The 18987-nt window shown below is 40.9% G+C and carries 13 protein-coding genes; 10 read left to right on the top strand and 3 right to left on the bottom strand.

All coding sequences use genetic code 11. The annotated features are described in order from the left end of the window. Positions 1-139: 139 nt before the first annotated feature. Entirely contained in the window at positions 140-1123 is a 984-nt protein-coding gene (locus DSM08_RS17345; protein ID WP_149527317.1) for a Kelch repeat-containing protein, read from the bottom strand. 3 nt (positions 1124-1126) lie between these two features. After that, positions 1127-2548 carry a DUF4270 family protein gene (locus tag DSM08_RS17340; protein ID WP_187773902.1) on the bottom strand — a complete coding sequence of 474 codons (1422 nt, stop codon included), beginning with the start codon at positions 2546-2548 and terminating at the stop codon, positions 1127-1129. Between the two features lie 116 nt (positions 2549-2664). Between DSM08_RS17340 and DSM08_RS17335 the strand changes: the two genes are divergently transcribed. Genes DSM08_RS17335 through pncA form a run of 3 tightly spaced genes read left to right on the top strand, consistent with a single transcriptional unit; the run spans position 2665 to position 5385 of the window. Then, positions 2665-4095, top strand: coding sequence for a sensor histidine kinase (locus tag DSM08_RS17335; RefSeq protein ID WP_149527315.1), 1431 nt, complete (start codon positions 2665-2667; stop codon positions 4093-4095). A 4-nt stretch (positions 4096-4099) separates the two neighbouring features. Then, positions 4100-4774, top strand: coding sequence for a response regulator transcription factor (locus DSM08_RS17330; protein ID WP_149527314.1), 675 nt, complete (start codon positions 4100-4102; stop codon positions 4772-4774). 20 nt (positions 4775-4794) lie between these two features. Then, complete coding sequence (pncA, locus tag DSM08_RS17325) at positions 4795-5385, top strand: bifunctional nicotinamidase/pyrazinamidase (protein ID WP_149527313.1); 591 nt, start codon at positions 4795-4797, stop codon at positions 5383-5385. 11 nt (positions 5386-5396) lie between these two features. Here the strand turns inward: pncA and DSM08_RS17320 are convergent, their stop codons facing one another. Then, entirely contained in the window at positions 5397-8183 is a 2787-nt protein-coding gene (locus tag DSM08_RS17320) for an outer membrane beta-barrel protein (protein WP_149527312.1), read from the bottom strand. 127 nt (positions 8184-8310) lie between these two features. Between DSM08_RS17320 and DSM08_RS17315 the strand changes: the two genes are divergently transcribed. The 7 genes from DSM08_RS17315 to DSM08_RS17285 all read left to right on the top strand — a co-directional run bounded on the left by DSM08_RS17315 (position 8311) and on the right by DSM08_RS17285 (position 18984). Continuing rightward, positions 8311-8853 (top strand): TetR/AcrR family transcriptional regulator, encoded by a 543-nt coding sequence (locus DSM08_RS17315; protein WP_149527311.1) that lies wholly within the window; start codon positions 8311-8313, stop codon positions 8851-8853. Between the two features lie 91 nt (positions 8854-8944). Next, the gene (locus tag DSM08_RS17310) at positions 8945-10651 is read left to right on the top strand and encodes a glycoside hydrolase family 3 protein (RefSeq protein WP_149527779.1); all 1707 of its coding nucleotides are present in this window, start codon (positions 8945-8947) and stop codon (positions 10649-10651) included. A 406-nt stretch (positions 10652-11057) separates the two neighbouring features. After that, entirely contained in the window at positions 11058-12485 is a 1428-nt protein-coding gene (locus tag DSM08_RS17305; RefSeq protein WP_149527310.1) for an L-serine ammonia-lyase, read from the top strand. Positions 12486-12539: 54 nt separating this feature from the next. Further along, positions 12540-13394 carry an MBL fold metallo-hydrolase gene (locus tag DSM08_RS17300; RefSeq protein ID WP_246172334.1) on the top strand — a complete coding sequence of 285 codons (855 nt, stop codon included), beginning with the start codon at positions 12540-12542 and terminating at the stop codon, positions 13392-13394. A gap of 207 nt (positions 13395-13601) precedes the next feature. Continuing rightward, on the top strand, positions 13602-14162 hold the full coding sequence (locus DSM08_RS17295; protein ID WP_149527309.1) for an RNA polymerase sigma factor: 561 nt from the start codon (positions 13602-13604) through the stop codon (positions 14160-14162). Between the two features lie 68 nt (positions 14163-14230). After that, positions 14231-15358, top strand: coding sequence for a FecR family protein (locus DSM08_RS17290; RefSeq protein WP_149527308.1), 1128 nt, complete (start codon positions 14231-14233; stop codon positions 15356-15358). A gap of 236 nt (positions 15359-15594) precedes the next feature. Then, positions 15595-18984 (top strand): SusC/RagA family TonB-linked outer membrane protein, encoded by a 3390-nt coding sequence (locus tag DSM08_RS17285; protein ID WP_149527307.1) that lies wholly within the window; start codon positions 15595-15597, stop codon positions 18982-18984. Positions 18985-18987 lie beyond the last annotated feature (3 nt).

Genomic DNA, 18987 nt, shown 5'->3' with positions numbered 1-18987 from the left:
ATATAAAGAGCAATGGCATGGTCTGTATTGTTCAGTCTTAGGGCTGATCTAAAACAAATAAAGCTGTCCTTTTGGACAGCTTTATTTTATTTATTGGAGGCTATTAAAAGCACTCCACTGTATGTCTTGTTTCTGTTAATTATCTAACAGGAACGAATTGCCAGTTATCATCAAGGTAAGTAGAAGCTGAAATACCAGTTGCTACATAACCTTTACCATCGATTGCAAAACCGATTGCTTTTTCACGAGCAATGGATAAAGCTTGGTGTTTGCTAGTCCATGAATCGTCTGAAGGCGTGTATTTCCAAACGCTAGTTACAACACCTGATGCTGAACGACCACTAACTACATAACCATTGCTACCAATCGCAAATGCAGAAGCATTAGCACGTCTAACATCGATATCATCAGTTTTTAAGTCGCCTAATTTTTTCCACTCTGTTCCGTCGAATGAGAAGAATTCTTCAGGGTATGCATTATTTGAAGTACCACCACCAACGTATGCTACATTATTGATTACGAACGCGAAAGCATATGCTTTTTTGTAAGTAAATTTAGTAGTGATTGCAGTCCAAGTATCTGTTTTAGGGTTGTATCTGTAAAAATCGCTGAATGTTTTATCAGTTGGAGTTGCTCCTAATCCTACGTATGCATTGTCACCAATGGTGAATGCTACAGCACCAAAACGAGCTTCGCCAGGGAAATCAGCTTTCTTAGTCCAGGTATTTGCTGTTGGATCATATTGATAGAAATCTTTTAATGCTTTTTCGCCATCATATCCTAAACCAACATATCCTTTTCCATCCACAGCAAAACCTACTGCTGAATGTCTAGCTGAACCTGTAAAATCTGCTTTTTGAGTCCATTCTGTACCATTGAAAGCATAGTTGTCGTTCAACGTATTACCAGTTTTGATGTAACCACCTACTAAGTAAGCAACTTTATCTAATGTGAAAGTAGCAGCGTTACTACGAGGGTCGCCAGTAAATACTGATGATCTTGTCCACTCTGTCGGTCCATTGTCTGTTGTATCCGTACCTTCTTCGTCTTTTTTACATGAGTTAAGTGATGTAATAGCAAAAACGCCGACTAAAAGTAATACAAGCCAGTTTCTCTTGTTCATAGATTATTTAAATTTTGTATATACGATGTTTAATTTAATTTTTGGTTTGTTGTTCTCCGTTGCTAAAATACTAGTATTTGTGCTATAGTACAATTCCGAAGGGATGATCAATGGTGGAACTTGCTGTCCTTGATTAATTTGTTCCCCTTGTGGCGAAACAGATAAAAATAAGGATTTATCTTTTGCATTCTCATCATTGGCTGAGCGAATGTATTGGATCATGTTGAAAACATAACGTCCGTTACGCCCAGTATTATTACCTACTACGTAGTTCCCGTGTTGAATTGCATTCGCGAATGGTGTATTGACATAGCCTGTCGCAATATTATCTGTTGCAATCCACAACATAGGTTTCAGTGCAGCAGTATAATGTCCAAGATCTTTGGAAGCTACTTCTATGATCAACTCAGCTTTATTGATAGCGATATTCTGGGTCTGCATGAATTCAGCCAAGCCTGGGAAAGTAATTTTTGTTACTACACCTGTGCCGCCTTGAATATAGCTTACGCCATTGCTTGCTGTACTAGGTATTTCTTTCGTTGTACTAAGTGTTGCAAAGGCTGTTCCTGATCTGTCTGCTACGAAGTTGTTGTAGTGGAATCTACGATCTCCCATTTGTAAAGTCTTAGCAGTTGACTTTTTAAAGCCATCAGCACCATTATATGAGTAGTGTATTTTGACAGAAAGGATATTGTGGAAACCGATAATTGCTGTGTTGCTTGATGCCGGCACCAACACCATACCTTTAAAATACTCCTGGAAGTTGGCAGTTGAATTGAAGATATAGTCTGCTGTGCGGATTTTTTCGAATAACTCCGTCCCCCAAGTATCTGCTAAACGGATACTTACAGAATCACGTTTGTTCATATGTGGCATAAAGGTCACCGAACCCAAAGGATTCGCATCGTATGCGAACTTTTGCTGTCCGAAAATGGAAGCACCTGAGATATATACTGGAATCGGTTGCCCTGTCATCGTGTTATTCAATGTTGTTTGCTCTAACGTTTGAGTTACGCGATGTGCTACAATGGTTTGCAATTTCGTTGTATCGCCGTGTGTATATTTGTCAAAGGTTGGACGTAGAACTAACGTGATAGAGTCATAAACTGCGTTCTTTGGAATATCATTGCTTACATTTTCCGGCATTAAGCGGAAATAAGCATTAGACGTAACACTTCCTATTGGACCTTGTGAAACTTTACCTACCAATAAACGCGTTGTTGTGTCACCAGTTCCGGAAGTCGGAATGTTCGGCATAAGAACAGTAGAAACAATAGCGCTAAGTGTATCGGATGAAGTTAAGTTTAAGTTATCGATGTTTTCATTTTTCAATGAAATAGACATATCCTTATCGCAACTTACGAAGAATAGGCTCACACTCAAACTTAGGATAATAAGGAAAGTTAATTGTATATTTTTAATCATAAAATCACCAGTCATGCAAAAGTAATTAATGGGAACTGTTAATCAGTGTTATATTTTGTTAAAAGTGGCCCTGAACCTATGCGGTGCAAATCTACTAATTTAATTTTGTTTTAATTATGTTAAAAAAGTATAAAATATTGATACTGGCGATTATCCTGACGGCTGGAGGTATAACGTTGGTGCTAAGCGTATGGCTTTACGGCAACTACCAGAACCGCAAAATGTATTTCCTAGGAGCCGCCGATCATATCCTTTTTGATGTAATTCAAGACTTTTATCAGGAGAACGAACAGGAGCTGGTTGAGCAGAATCAAATCTTAAGGTACGACCGTGTTGAACGCGTCGTGAAGGCGATCAGCGATCGTTATCCCAACATGAACAGAGACACGGTGAAGAAGCTAGTGGAAGATAATGGCTTCAACAAAGATAATATCCTAGATGAGGTGGCGGTTTCCAAACGTGGGAAGTTTGGTGGCGGCAAGTTTTCCAGACATCTTATTTCTACCATGGCGATCCGCAACATCAAATGGGATCAAAGAACCGTTGATACGCTTTCCAATCGATTGGAACAGGCGCTACGCGCCAGAAAGCAATACAGTCCGTTCGAGTTAAAAGTCGTCACGTTGACAGGTGTCGACAGCATGAGCAGAGATGAAATTTACAAAACGAGGTATAAGCTGTTTAAGACACGTCCGATTTTGATCGACCCCTCGGAAGACAAGTATCTGGAAATTGACTTTTCGGATCCTCGATCCTTCTTATTATTTTCCATCGGTTGGCAATTAACGATTTCGATATTCTTAGTATTAGCGCTCGTGGGTACATTTTTCTACTTGCTGACTACGATCAAGAAGCAGAACCAACTGGCGATGTTGCGGAAGTCTTTTGTTAATAACATGACCCATGAGCTGAAAACTCCGGTCTCTACGGTGATGGCTGCGGTGGAGTCCATACAGCGCTTTGGGGCGAAAGACGATAAGGAACGGATGAATCGTTATCTCAACATCTCGAAGCATGAGCTTGAGCACCTCTCGAGTATGATTGAGCGGGTGCTGCAGGTAGATATTGCCGAGACGAACGGCGTATCACTGAATAAAACATCCTTCGAATTAGCGACCTTAATCGAGGAATGCGTAGAGAATACACGACTATTTGCAAAAAAACCGATATCCATAACCTTCCAAAACGATAGCAAGAACAGCCTAATACAAGCCGATCATGCACATTTGAAAAATGTATTGACCAATCTTTTCGACAATGCTGTGAAATACTCATCCGATGAGGTAAAAATTGACGTACATTTGAAGGAACAGGACGATCAGTATATCCTTCAAATCCGCGACAACGGCAATGGTATTCCGAAAGCTTATCAGAAGTCTGTATTTGATTTATTCTTCCGCGTGCCTTCTGGAGATATACATGACGTCAAAGGCTTTGGCTTAGGATTAGCCTATGTCAAGCAGATTGTCAACCAACATGGAGGTCATATCGAGCTCGATAGCGAACTCTCGGTTGGCAGCAATTTTGTAATAAGCTTACCAAAGTAAGGATATGACCAATGTGCTATATGTAGAGGACGAGGAGAGTTTGGCGATGATTGTTTCTGATAGTTTAGAAGCCCATGGCTTTATGGTTAGGCATGTGCCTAATGGTCAGCAAGCGCTATTGTTCCACGGGAAATATAAGCCCGATATCATTGTCTTAGATGTGATGATGCCCCTCATGGATGGGTTCACCGTCGCTAAGGAAATTCGTAAGACAGACCTTCATACGCCTATTATTTTCCTAACAGCTCTGACGCAGACTGAAGATGTCGTGAAGGGCTTCAAATTAGGCGCAAATGACTATGTGCGCAAGCCTTTCAAGATCGAAGAGCTGATCGTACGCATCGAGGCAGCCTTAAAGAAAACGGGTCAGGGAATGTCGGATACTAAGTTTGTAATCGGCAATTATACGCTGGATACGGTCAAAAATATTTTATCCAATGGCGAAAGCAACGAAAAGCTGTCCTATCGTGAAGCAGAACTGCTGAAGCGCTTGATCGAAAGTAAAGATAAAGTGCTTCCACGCGATGAAATCATTCGTACCTATTGGAGCAATGACACCTACTTTACAGGCCGAAGCCTGGACGTATTCATCAGTAGAATACGCAAATACCTATCCGCCGATGAGCGAATCAAGATAACGAATATCCGAGGCGTTGGATATATGTTATCTTTGGATTGATTACCTTAAAATAAAACCACATGAAAGCACTTATTATCGTCGATGTACAGTACGATTTCCTACCAGAGGGTGCACTAGCCGTTGCAAAGGGAGACGAAATTATCCCAGTTATAAATAGCATCCAAAAAGATTACGACCTGATTGTTGCCACCCAAGACTGGCACCCCAATAATCATAAGAGTTTCGCGAGCCAACATGTTGATAAGCTCACCTTCGATGTCATCGAGCTCAATGGCCTGCTGCAGGTTCTGTGGCCTGACCATTGCATCCAAGGTTCTTATGGCGCTGAATTATCGGAAGAATTAGAAACCGACCGTGTGGAAGCAATCTTCCGAAAAGGCATGGACCCCGAGATCGATAGCTATAGCGGATTTTATGATAATGGCCGTCGCAAGAATACAGGCCTCGCTGGATATTTAAAGGATCGCCAGGTGACGGAGGTACATGTTTGTGGACTCGCGGCAGACTATTGCGTATTTTATACCGCTATGGATGCACTAGACGAAGGCTTTAAAACAAGTATTGTGAGCAAGGCAACTAAAGCAATCGATAAGGGAGCCTTTATCGAAAAGAAAAACGAATTTGTACAAAAAGGGGGCTCATTATTGTAGCCCCTTTCCTTTTAATTTCTTCCCCTGCGGTTTCCTCGAGGTCGATCTCCTCGACCACCTTCATCATCACCGAAGATCATCTTTCCGCCAAAGTTCCGCAGGTTATACGTGAAACTTAATAAGAAATACCGATTTAGGGTATTGGATGTTACGCTGCTTATGGCAGTTTCAGACGCCGTACGTCGGATGCTCGAAGCATTATTCAATAAGTCGAATGCTTTTAGAGACAACTCCGCATTCTTCTGCTTGAAGACTTTATAGCCCAAGGAGGCATTTAATAAAGTCGTTGAAATCCCCTCAGAACCACCAATACCGGAGTTATATAAATAAGCTAAATTATAAGAGAAGGCCATGCGCTTCAAAAACTCCAGCGTCAATGTATTGCTCACTCGGTGGGTCTGTACCGTGTAATTCTGTATGCGCGCAGTCGGGTTGTTCGTGAAATTCACGTTCGCATTATAATTCATACCGATTATAATGTTTTTGCTGAAGTTTGTGAAGATCCCGACATGTTGACTGAAACCATATCCTTTGCTTGGAATTAGTTTATCGTTCAGGTAAGCAAAGTTCTTATTGTAGAATAGATTACTGTTTAGATTGAGGTTAATGCCTAGTTTTTTTATTGGTAAACCATAGCTATTTGTCGCCCGGATTGAGTAGACTCCATCCACATTCACAGGAACTGAGTACTGTCCACCCGCTCCGAGAATAACATCGTCGAAGAGGACCATCGTCGTGTCGGTGATCAAGACCGAGCGTACGATCTTGTTTTTGGTATAACTGAAGTTGATATTGCTATTAAAACTTCTGCCATTTGTTCGGTTTACATCCCGATAACGCAATTGTGCGGTATGAATATATTCCTGATTCAAATTCGGATTACCGTTGCGGATATTCAGCTCGTTGGATACATCGACATAATCCTGTAGATCATTAATGCTAGGCGTATTGGTGTTTGTGTTGTAATTGAATTCGACGTTTTTAGTCTTCGTAAAATAATAAACGGCTGTTACTTCCGGTAAAAGGCTGGCGAAATCAGCTGTCGTACGAAGGTCGATTGGAAAAGTTCGATCATTCACGCGCATTCCATGTTCGTAATTAAGTCCTACCTGGATACGTAGGGTATCACGTTTGTTGTAGGCGTAAGAGGCACCTACGCTATGGAAATTAAAATCGTTCTGAAACTCGTTAGAGAGGCGTTCATTCAGCTCGTCATACTGTCCTGTCTCTGCAAGAAACTCCATTGTTTTACGGTCGGAATAATTTCTAGTATTTCGGAAGTTGTAGTTCGCCTGCAATCTTGAATATTGTGCTAAGCGGTGCGTATAACTGAGTCGGCTGTTGATACCCGATCCATAGCCATTGGTAATGCTTTCCCGATTGTTGGTGTCAATACGGCTTAAGAGCGCATCCCTATAGTATTCATTAAAAGCGAGGGTCTGGCCGAAGCCGTCATTGGTACTCTTGTTTCCATTGACATTTAAGGAAATGGTCTGCCCAGGATTTTTTAGCCTACGCATATAAGTCATATTACCGCCAAACGTGAAATTGCTAGTGTTGTTGGTGTTATTACGATCTGAAGTATTCAAAAGCTCAGATTCACCAATTCTACGGATACTATTTCCAATGTTATGGTTGTTGTTTTCGGTATAGGTGAAATTCGGAGAGAAGTCCAACTGGTTTAAACTATCGATCTTCCATTTCACTCGCGTACTAAAGTTATGGTTAATGTTGCCCACATTAGACTCGGTCTGCGAATCTTGAAACTGATTTGCTCGCTCCTGCATGAGGTATTCCAATGCGGTTAAAGAATTGGTGTAAGCATCGGAGCGACGGAAATTGTAATCTGCATTGAAATCCATCTTGTCCGCCAAAAAGGTATTGCTATAATTCAACGCGCCTGCATAGGTGTCCGCAATCCCGCGATCGGTATTATTATTACCGCGACGCTGCCCTCCATATCCCTGCTCGGCAAAGTTCGTTTCGTTAATATTATTGGCCATTAAGTTAATGGCGATCTTCTGGTCTTCGTTAAAAGCATTGATATTGCTGCTAAAAGCGAATTTGTCACTATCACCCTTTCCCGCATTTGCGCGGCCGAAGTAGCCCTTTCTTTTATCAGGCTTCGTTACGATATTGATGATTTTATTTCGCTTTCCATCGTCAAAACCTGCAAATCGAGATTGCTCGCTTCGCTCATCGATGATCTGAAGTTTATCAATAATATCCGCCGGAAGGTTTTTTAAAGCAATCTTAGGATCTGTGCTGAAGAATTCCTTTCCATCAACCAAGATGCGCTTCACTTGTTCGCCATGTGCTGATACATTACCTTCCTCATCGATGGTAACTCCCGGCACTTGCGCAACCATCTCATTCGCTTCCGCGTATTCCCTGGTGGCAAAATTGCGCGAATTGAATTCTAACGTATCCCCTCGAACCGCAACATTGGGTGCAGCTGTAACTGCAATTTCCTCCAAGACAATTTCGCTCGGCTCCAATTGGTAGTTAATTGTTAATTCTTTATCAGCAATCTTCACCGATCTGCTACCCACTTTATAACCTAATATCGACGTATTGAGACGAAACTGCCCTGTCGGAACTTTTTCCAGAGTGTACAGTCCTTCGGAATTGGTCCGAGTACGGGCCAATACGGAGTCTTTATCATTTAATAACTGCAGGGTAACATCGTTGAGCGGGTTGCTGTTTGTCTTATCAACAACAGTTCCGGTAATCCTTTGCTGCGCAAAAGCCGTCAGGCTTAAGAGGCTCAGGGTGAGGACAACTAGGACGTTTTTCATAAAATAAGTATGCGTGGGTTTTGACGCGTCAATATTAGCTGTTTTTGTTGGAAATGCACATGCAATCACAAAAAAGATACATTTGCGCACTCTGCACGAAAAAGGGTATATTTGTCATGAAGTCTAAATGAAAGAGTCAACAATAAGTAGGAAAGAGAGAATTCTGCAGACAGCTATGCAGTTATTTGCAAACAAGGGGTACTTGGATACCTCCACCAAAGAAATTGCAGCAAATGCTGGCGTATCAGAAGCATTGATTTTTAAGCATTTCGGAAATAAAGACGCCCTATTGTCTCATATTGTGAAAGCAGGATATCGGAAGGTGTTGATGCATCATAAAGGGATGATGACTTATAAGTCTGCGAAGGATTTCCTACGAAACATGGTTAAATTGCCGTCTGAATTAGTTGCTGACGACCCACAATTCTGGAAACTACAGGAAAGACTTTCCCACCATTCATTCTCCAAAACGCAACACGAGCTGTTCATAAAGCCGGTGCAACCTATTGTACTTAAAGCGTTCAACGAACTCGGATATGCCAATCCGGAGTTGGAAACCCAGCTTCTTTTACTTATTATCGACATGCTCTGGAAGAAAGAAGCGTGCGGTGAGATTGCGAATGCAAACGAGCTGGCATCCCTTATTGAGGAGAAATACCAGTTGAAATAAATGCGTGTTTATGCATGTTTCGATGTGAATGTGCATAAATATTTCATATTCTAGCGGAAAATACCGTATTTCGTAGCAAACTATTTTTATGATGATCAAACGTATATTAAGCTGTGGATTATTGACTTGTCTTTTTACGACAGCAGTTTTTGCTCAGAAAAAGCCTGACTTTATCCCTTTCATCAATCAAAAACATGCATGGGTAGACTCGGTGTTCAACACCTTGACGCCGAAACAAAAGATTGGACAGTTATTTTTAGTCCGTGCTCACACTAATTTGGGCGAGAAATATATTGACTCGGTTGCTAAAGTAATCGAAAAAGAGCAATTAGGTGGATTGGTGGTGTTTCAAGGCGGGCCGGTTCGACATGCTAATATGTTCAACAAATACCAGAAGGCGAGCAAAGTGCCTTTGTTGATTACCTTTGATGGCGAGTGGGGATTAGGGATGCGTATGCCGGATTCGACTATTTCTTATCCATATCAAATGACATTGGGCGCGATCCAAAACAATAGTTTGATTTATGATATGGGTCGTCAGATTGCGAAAGACTTCCTTCGCATTGGAATGCACTTCAATTTTGCGCCTGTCGTTGATATCAACAACAATCCTAAAAACCCGGTAATCAATTTCCGTTCTTTTGGGGATGACAAAAACAATGTGACACAGAAAGCGAAAGCTTATATGGATGGTATGGTTGCTGGTGGCATCTTAGCATCGCTAAAGCATTTCCCTGGTCATGGTGATACCGATGTGGATTCACATTATGATCTTCCGCAATTGAAGTTTGACAAAAAGCGCTTAATGGAGCTTGAAATCTTCCCGTTCAAAGAACTGATCCAAGCGGGTGCTCCATCTGTGATGGTTGCCCATATGAATATCCCTGCGTTAGACGCTACACCGAATATCCCATCTTCTATTTCTAAAAAAGTAGTGACAGACCTTTTGCGTAATGAGTTAGGCTTTAAAGGGCTGACCGTTACAGATGCGATGGACATGAAAGGGGTGAAGAAGCACTTTCCGAACGGAGAGGCTGATGTGATGGCGATTGCTGCAGGACACGATCTTTTGGAAGTTTCAGAAAACAGCGGTCGCGCAATTGATTTAATTGAAAAGGCAATTAAGAGCGGAAGAATTAGCCAAGCAGACTTAGATGCTCGGGTTAAAAAAGTATTAGCAGCGAAACTTTGGCTAGGATTAAATAAATATCAAAAGGTCAATACGAATAACCTGATCAATGATTTGAACGATGCCAGTTCAAAAACATTGGTTCAACGCTTAGCGGATGCCGCTGTAACCGTTGTGAAGTCCGACCGTGGATTAAGACGTTTCGATAACAAACGCAAAACCGCAATTGTCTCTATTGGTATTGATAAAGCACAGGATTTCGAAAAAGGGATGGCTAGCCAATTGACAGACTTTACGCAGATTTATGTAAAGGGGAATGAAAATGAAGGTCAATTAGACAGTTTAATGAAACTTGCTCGCGACCATAAACAAGTGATCCTTGCTATCCACGATAATCGTTCAAGACCTCGTAGTGAATTGGAATTGAGCGAAGATGTGAAGATGTTTATTGATAAACTAGCAGGTCGCCGTACTATTTCGGTATTGTTCACCAACCCATACGCGCTGAATTCTGTTGATGTCATGCGCAGTAGCTCGGTCGTATTGACCTACCAAAACGATGGTTTTATGCAAAAAGCCGCTATCAAGTTGTTCACAAAACAATTAAAAGCAACAGGAAAATTACCTGTTACAATCAATAAGGATTTAAAATTTGGCGAAGGGATATAGAATCATTTAAATTAATGTGTTTTAGTATATAAAGCACACCGTACGGTGTGCTTTTTTTTGTGCCTTTTCCAGGGGTTAAGTTCGTAGTGAGTATAAGACATGTACCGCTCAATCCCCTTTCATAGCCCTTTCAAACCCAATGTTTAACCCAATCATACCCAATGCCAATTGGGTATGATTGGGTTATTAATAGAATTATTTCCGTATTAAATCAGATTAATACCAGAAGAAGATAATTCGGAATCCTTGGAGAAAGGATAGTATTCACATAAACCTTCAAAGGATTGTTGATTTTTTTTGCCATTGCTCCTTGGAATTACTAGAAATTTTTAAAAACTCATATATTTTTCGCGGGTCTTTATATTGAAAAAAGAAAGGTTATTTTTGCTTTGGATAGATCAATTATATGGCAAAGGAGCAAATTTCAATTTTTGACATGTTTAAAATCGGGATTGGACCATCCAGTTCCCACACCTTAGGACCTTGGCGTGCTGCACAGCGGTTTGTACAAGTGCTTAAGGATCAGTCTGTATTGCAAGACGTCGAACAGCTTAACATTTTGTTGTACGGCTCATTGGCAAAAACAGGTGTTGGGCACGGTACGGACATCGCGGTGTTACTGGGACTTTCTGGGGATGATCCGGTGACTTTTGATGTGCACGATGTTGTGCCAAAAGTCGACCGTATTAAAGCCAGTAAGAAATTGAATGTCGGCGCCCAACAAGAGATTGATTTTTCTTATGAAGACAATCTATTGTTTCTATTTGATCAGAGCTTACCTTTCCACCCGAATGCCGTTACTTTTCAAGCGTTTTTGAAAGACGGAAAAGCTATCAGTGAAACGTATTACTCGATTGGGGGTGGTTTTGTGGTTCAGGAGAACGATTCCGAAGGGGTCTTATCTGAAGTGGATTTGCCTTTCCCTGTGGATACCGCGCAGGAGCTGATGGTCGCTTGTATGCGTACCGGTTTGAAAATATCGGAGTTGGTATTGGAGAATGAGCTTTCATGGCGTCCGGAGCAGGAAACTAGAGCCGGAGTTTGGAAGATATTCGAAACTATTCGCGATTGTATCTATAAGGGATGTCACACAGATGGAGTGCTGCCGGGCGGTTTGCATGTAGAGCGACGAGCTTCGAAACTCAACAAGCGTATGTTAAAGGGTCGTAGTTATTCGGACTTTGATACTTGGGTTCAGGCGATCCGCGAAGGCGGTCGTGATTTCGGTTATATTTTAGACTGTGTAAGCTGTTTTGCTCTTGCGGTGAATGAGGAGAATGCTTCATTTGGACGCGTTGTTACGGCACCAACGAATGGTGCGGCGGGTGTAATTCCGGCAGTTTTGCAATACTATATCGTGTTCCACGATTGTTATAACGAAGATAAGATCATCCAATTTATTGCTACGGCTTCAGAGATTGGCTCTATATTTAAAAAGGGTGCTACGATATCGGCAGCGATGGGTGGTTGCCAGGCTGAAATCGGTGTGTCATCGGCAATGGCAGCCGGTGCCTTGACGGAATGCTTGGGTGGTTCTCAGCGACAGGCCTTAATGGCGGCGGAGATTGCTATGGAGCATCACTTAGGACTTACTTGCGATCCGATTGGAGGATTGGTGCAGATTCCATGTATCGAGAGAAATACCATGGGTGCTATCAAGGCAATTACTGCGGCACAGCTGGCATTGCAATCGAACCCGGATAAAGCGAAGGTGAGTTTGGATGCGGTGGTGAGCACTATGTGGGAAACGGCCCAAGACATGAACGTGAAGTATAAGGAAACGGCCGATGGCGGTTTAGCAATCAAGGTGCCGTTGAGTTTGCCAGAGTGTTAGCAATCATTTGATTTTTTTAGGCTTAGGGCTCAAGGATTTTATATCTTTGTAACCATGATTCGGTATTGCGCGCTTGCTTCAGGGAGTAATGGAAATTGTTATTATGTTGCCAAAGACGATACGGCTATCTTAGTCGATGCAGGCATCAATAATAAGCATATACATTTACGAATGAGTAGTTTAGGTATTATGCCGAGCCATATCAAAGCGCTATTCATCACCCACGAGCATTCGGATCATATTCAAGGCTTGTCGGTTTTTGCTAAGCGCTATCAAATTCCGGTCTATATTACCGCCGGCACATTGGCGGGTTCTCGCTTAAACCTTCCTGATCATCTGGTTCGAATCATTCTGCCGCAAGAAGTGGTGCAGATTGGTCCTTTGACTATTTATGGTATTCCCAAATACCATGACGCTAAAGAACCTTGTAGCTTTATGATTTCGGACGGCAAGTTGAATATTGCTGTCCTGACGGATTTGGGTCGCGTTTGTGATAATGTGAAAACGGCGATAAAACATGCCGATGTCCTGTTCTTGGAGTCTAATTATGATGAAGAGATGTTGGATAAAGGGCGTTATTCCTATTACCTCAAAAATAGGATCAGAAGTGGTTGGGGGCATATTTCGAATGCCGCCTCTTTGCAAGCTTTTCTCGAAAACAGAAGTTCACGCTTGAAGCATTTAATTCTCGGCCACCTGTCTGGAGAAAATAACAGGATAGAGCTCGTTCAGGAGACGTTCGAACCGCATTGTGGGGATATCAGGTTGTCTATTGCTAATCGATATGAGCATACGGCAATGTTTGAAATCAGTACTGCGGAGGTGCATGTGGAGCGTCTTGTTATTGTGGAGGAGACGGAGGAGATCCAAAGGATCGTGACGAGTGAGAGAATTGAGATTAGGGGGTGAGGTAACAATATTAACGTCTTATTACATTATTTCTTTAGCTACCGGTATTCACTTCAACAATATTATTGATAATTACTGTTCTATTTCTAGCTCTCGAATCTTGCTGTCTTTCATATTAGTTGATATCGGTGACTGCGAGTCGCTTGGCATCTCGCTTGACTTGTTAAATTTTTATTAATAATCTATATTTGGGAACGATTTGCCTTAATGACAGTTCCTACTCAGAACACCGATGAAAGATTATTGGAGTTGATTCACCAAAATCAAACGACTGCTTTTCATGAACTCTATGAAAGATATAAAGCGGGTATGCTGATTTTTGCTGCCCAACGCGTGAGTCGTGACATTGCGGAAGATTTGGTGCAAGATGTTTTTTTGAGTTTATGGAAAAACAGGACAAGGTTAGAGATTAAAGAGCGCATAGCAGGTTATCTTTTCAAAGCTTTAAGGACGAAAATCATCGATCATATGTCCAAAAGCATTAATGCGCAAAAGTACCTAGATTCCATTGATGTCTTTGCAAAATCACACACCGGTACCGATGCAAAAGTTCGAGAAGAAACCTTTCTAAAACGTATCGAAGATTTGCTGCATCGTTGCGGTCCTCAATATCAAATGATTTTAAAAATGAGACTCGAAGGGTATAACAATCAAGAGATAGCTGACCATTTGGGTTTATCTGAAAAAACGGTGCGAAATCAGTCTTCAAATTTGATGAAAGTCTTGAGATCGAAGTTGTCGACTTGGATACTTTTTACATTTTTTTAGGGACAATTGTTTATTATATCCGTTTTTTTTAAACACTACATACATTGGCTTAAAGGAGGGGAAACCTTATGAGTTTGGATAAAAACATTCTGAATAGATATAACCAGGGAAACGCTTCTGAAGAGGAGAGATCCACAGTTGAATCTTGGTTTGATCAATATCATGGCGAACGACCGCTCAGCGATCAGGAAGTGTTAGATATGTTGAACTCATTAGATAAGAAGATTTTCCCGGTTTCGGAAAGGAAATCTATTCCTTGGAACCGGATTGTTGCTGTTGCTGCGAGTTTGATTTTGGTTCTGACTATTTCTTATTACTGGATGAAATCGAAGTCTAATAATAATATAGAAGACCAATTAGCGCTATATGAGGCACCTAAATCCTCAAGTCCCATCATAGTTCTTGAAAATAATCAGGAATACAACATCGACAGCTTACATGCAGGGGACACGCTGAGTGTCGGTAAATATTTTATCACGAAGTTGGAAGATGGTGAGATTAAATATATTCTGGACCCGACGACGACAGAGATTGTATATAATACAGTACGTACGAAAGCAGGAAGTACAGCAAGTCTAATGTTGTCTGATGGAAGTAGGGTTTGGCTCAACGTGAATTCTGAGATTAAATACCCCATCAACTTTTCATCCGATACGCGGGAGGTGCAACTCAAAGGCGAAGGCTACTTTGAGGTTGAGCATCAGGAGCATGAATTGCGTAGAATTCCTTTTTACGTAAGAGGCAGTACACACACAATTGCAGTTTTAGGAACAAAGTTTAATGTCGATTTTACGAAATCAAATGTCACCGCGTTAGTTGATGGCAAGGTTTCCATTGCTAAAGGGGATCTAAATGATCAGGTTCGTGATTTGGATTTTAATGTTACGCTCTTGCCAAATCAAGTTTATTCCGAGGGGCGAGTCAGTTACAGTGATAATATTTTGCAATATCTTGATTGGAAAGAAGGCTATTTCAGTTTGAGCAACAGAACACTCGGTTCGGTCGTTCAAAAGATATCGGCTTGGTATGGAATAAAAGTGATTGTAGATGACTCAATTAAGAATAGTCTGTTGTATGGACGTATTAATAGAAAAAAGAGTCTTAAAGAAGTTTTAAGTCTTATTTCAGATGCTATTCCTCTAACCTACGAATTTGATAAAAATGTGCTTTACCTAAAAAAAGCAACGCAACCTTAAACCTCGTTTTCATAGCTCCGGATAATGCTGTAAATATCTTTTTTGAAAAAGTTAGGGACAAAACTTCATTTGTCTCGTTTTACAGTCGATAGCATACCAATTAAAAGTAATCTGCTCTCCGATATATCTGATTGAACTCTTGTGGTAAGTGTTCGTTTCGATGGTCGCTGACGGCAAATTTACATTTATGGTTTGCGACCTGAAAAACAACCATTAATAACTAATAAATTATTTTTATGAAATTCAAAAAGCACCTGAATTTAAAGGAAGGCTTCCTAGAACGAAGCGGCGGACTGACTCTTGGTTCGGCTGTCAAGGGGTTCTGTAGCCTGTTTCTTTCATTGACGGTAGGAGTGTTATTTGCACAGTCGGTATCATTAAAAGAAACGAACGCTAAGATGGCGACTGTGTTGGACAAATTGAGTAGGCAAACTCAAAGTGATTTAGTTGGTGATATTGCATTGCTGCAGCGCACCAACCCAGTAAATATCGACGTAGAAGGCAAGGATATTCAATTAGTTCTTCAAGAGCTTTCGAAAAACCAGCCTATCAATCTTATTTACCGGAATAATACCATTGTTGTGCGGCCAAAGGCGACTTCAAGTAATCCGAATAATCAATCTAGTTCAACCCGTAATCAAGAAACATACATTTTGAGAGGGCAGGTTAATGATGAACAAGGTCAGCCCATATCTGGAGTTAATATTCAGGATATGAAGACGGGACGTTCCTTGGGACGAACTCAAGCACAAGGTCAGTTTAGTATAGAAGTCGAAGGGAATCAAGAGCTAAGGATTTCCATCGTAGGCTTCGGTTCACAGGTAATTAATGTGGGGAACAGAAGGGAAATTCTTGTTACGATGAAAGCAACGAACACTGAAATTGAGGAGACTATCGTAACAGGATATACTAAAGCGCGACGAGAGAATTTTACAGGAGCGGCAACCACAGTTACGCGCAAGGAGATCGAAAAGTTTAATACAGGAAATATCTTTAGCATGCTGCAAGCTTTAGATCCTTCCTTTAAGGTTGATGAACGTGTAAATGCCGGGTCAAACCCGAATGCGCTTCCGGAGATCAATATTCGAGGGATTTCTAGTGTAGGGGAGTACGCAGTGAATGCGCCTTTAGTGATTTTAGATGGGTTTGAAGTGGCATTGTCGACGCTATACGATTTAGATGTAAACCGGGTTGAATCGATTTCTATTTTGAAAGATGCGAGCTCAACGAGTTTATATGGATCGCGAGGAGGAAATGGGGTGATTGTAATTGAAACGAGAATGCCTAAAGACGGCAAGTTTACTATTACATATGATGTTAAACCAACAACCTCGATTGTAGATCTGTCAGATTACAATTTAATGAACGTTGCGGAAAAGCTTGAATACGAACGGTTAGCAGGTATTTACGTCGCTGATTCAGAAGATCCAGTTTGGAATAATATGGAGCAGGAAATGTATAACAACCTTTATAACGACCGGTTGCGAAATGTACAATCAGGAATCGATACATATTGGCTTAAACAACCTGTAAGAAATACATTTTCTTTAGGTCACAGTATACGTATGGAAGGTGGCGGTAATGACGTTCGCTATAGCTTAGAGGGTAGTTATAATGATTATAAAGGCGTCATGAAGGAATCTGGTCGAACTAGAGGTGGAGCTTCTTTTAATTTAATTTATAGAATTCCTAATGTTATTACATTTCGTAATGTGGCCTCTTATCAATATACTAAAGCATACAATAGTCCCTATGGAAGTTTCGAGCAATACACGTTGTTAAACCCATACGAACGTATGAAGGATGATAATGGGAATTACATTGTTCGTTTTGGGGAACTCGGAGAGTTTTATGATTTTGGGGAGGAGATACTTTTCAATCCGCCTTATAATGCCCAATTAGGTCATATTGATGAAAATAAAATTCATTATATCAGTAATAATCTTTCCTTAGAATGGTTTATTAATCCAAACTTTATATTGCGCGGAAAAGCTGCTATTTCACGAGAAATGCACAATTTCGATCAATACACATCTCCGTTCAACACAAGCTTCTATAATACAACAGACCCCAAACTTAAGGGAAGTTATGCTTTAGGGGACTCGTCAAAGGTTGCATACGAGGGCCGTTTGGAGCTTCAATACAGTAAGGCATTTGACAAGCATCAGATAAATGCTGCAGCAATTTCAGAAATTAGATCATCCGATATAACAGGAAACTCGCATGTGTTAACAGGATATATTGATGATCGTTTCATGACGCCACAAATGGCGTTGACTTATGCGCCAAATAGTCTTCCAAAGTCAAACTCAACGCCAGTTAGAGAGTTGGGATTCATAGCCAATTTTTATTATACCTATGATAACAAGTATAATTTTAGTTTGACTGGACGAACTGATGGAGCATCGATTTATGGAAAAGAGAATCGGTTTGCTTCGTTTTGGAGCACAGGACTTTCGTATAACATTCATAATGAACCCTGGTTTAAAAACGATTATGTGAATCGCCTTCGCGTATTCGCAAATGTCGGAACGAATAGTACAGTAAGTAATTTTAATGCAGGAATGGTTAGTTCCGCATTCAGCTTTTTGAGTGGAAAGTTTTACAATAACCAATATGCAGCTTTAGCCGTCAGTCAGGGAAATCCTAAAGTGCGCTGGCCTGAGCAAATGCAGTGGAGCTTTGGAACGGATATCTCATTGTTCAACAATCTCGTAACGATGAACCTTTCCTACTATGATCGAATTACAAATAGAATGATTTCTAAGATTACTGTCGCTCCTTCTTTTGGTTTTCCAGGAGGTACTTATTTTGCGAATTTGGGAAAAGCAAGCAATAAAGGCTTTGAAGCGATGGCAAATATCAGGTTGTTAGAACGTTCAGATAACGCTATTCTATGGTATTTGAACGTAGGTGCAGTACAAAATAGAAGTAAACTGCTGTCTATTTCAAATGAATTAAGAGAGCTTAACGAGTCCCTTGTGTCAACGGATGCATCGGGTAATGTCATCAAACCCTCAACCTATTATGAGGAAGGACAGTCTTTGACAATTCTGCGCGCTATTCCTTCTTTAGGAATTGATCCGGCTAACGGTCGAGAAATGTACAGAGCGCTAAATGGCGATGTAACTTATACCTGGGATGCGAAGAATCAGGTTGTAGTAGGTAATAAAGAAGCAGACCTATATGGAAATATTGGAACTTCGTTCAACTATCGGGGATTATCCGTTCAAGTAATTGGCAATTATTCAATCGGTGGAGATATCTTCAACGAAACGTTGATGAATAAGATTGAAAATAATAAGCCCTATGTGAATGGGGATAAAAGAATTTTAGAGGAGCGCTGGAGAGAGCCTGGCGATATTGCTAAATATAAATCGATTTCAGACCAGTCTACCACACAGATATCTAGTCGTTTTGTACAGAATGAAAGTTTCCTTCGATTATCTGCCATAAATGTAAACTATGATTTTAGACCTGCTGTTTTAGAGCGGTTAAAGCTGCAGCGTTTAAAACTTAATTTCTCCATGAATGACGCGCTGAGACTAAGTACGGTCAGAATGGAACGTGGGATTACATATCCCTACGCTAGAGAGTATAATTTAGGTGTAATGATTCAATTCTAGAAA

This window comes from Sphingobacterium hotanense, from assembly GCF_008274825.1.
Taxonomy (GTDB): domain Bacteria; phylum Bacteroidota; class Bacteroidia; order Sphingobacteriales; family Sphingobacteriaceae; genus Sphingobacterium; species Sphingobacterium hotanense.
Note: the sequence above shows the minus strand (reverse complement) of the source record. Positions and strands in the feature narration are given on the sequence as shown.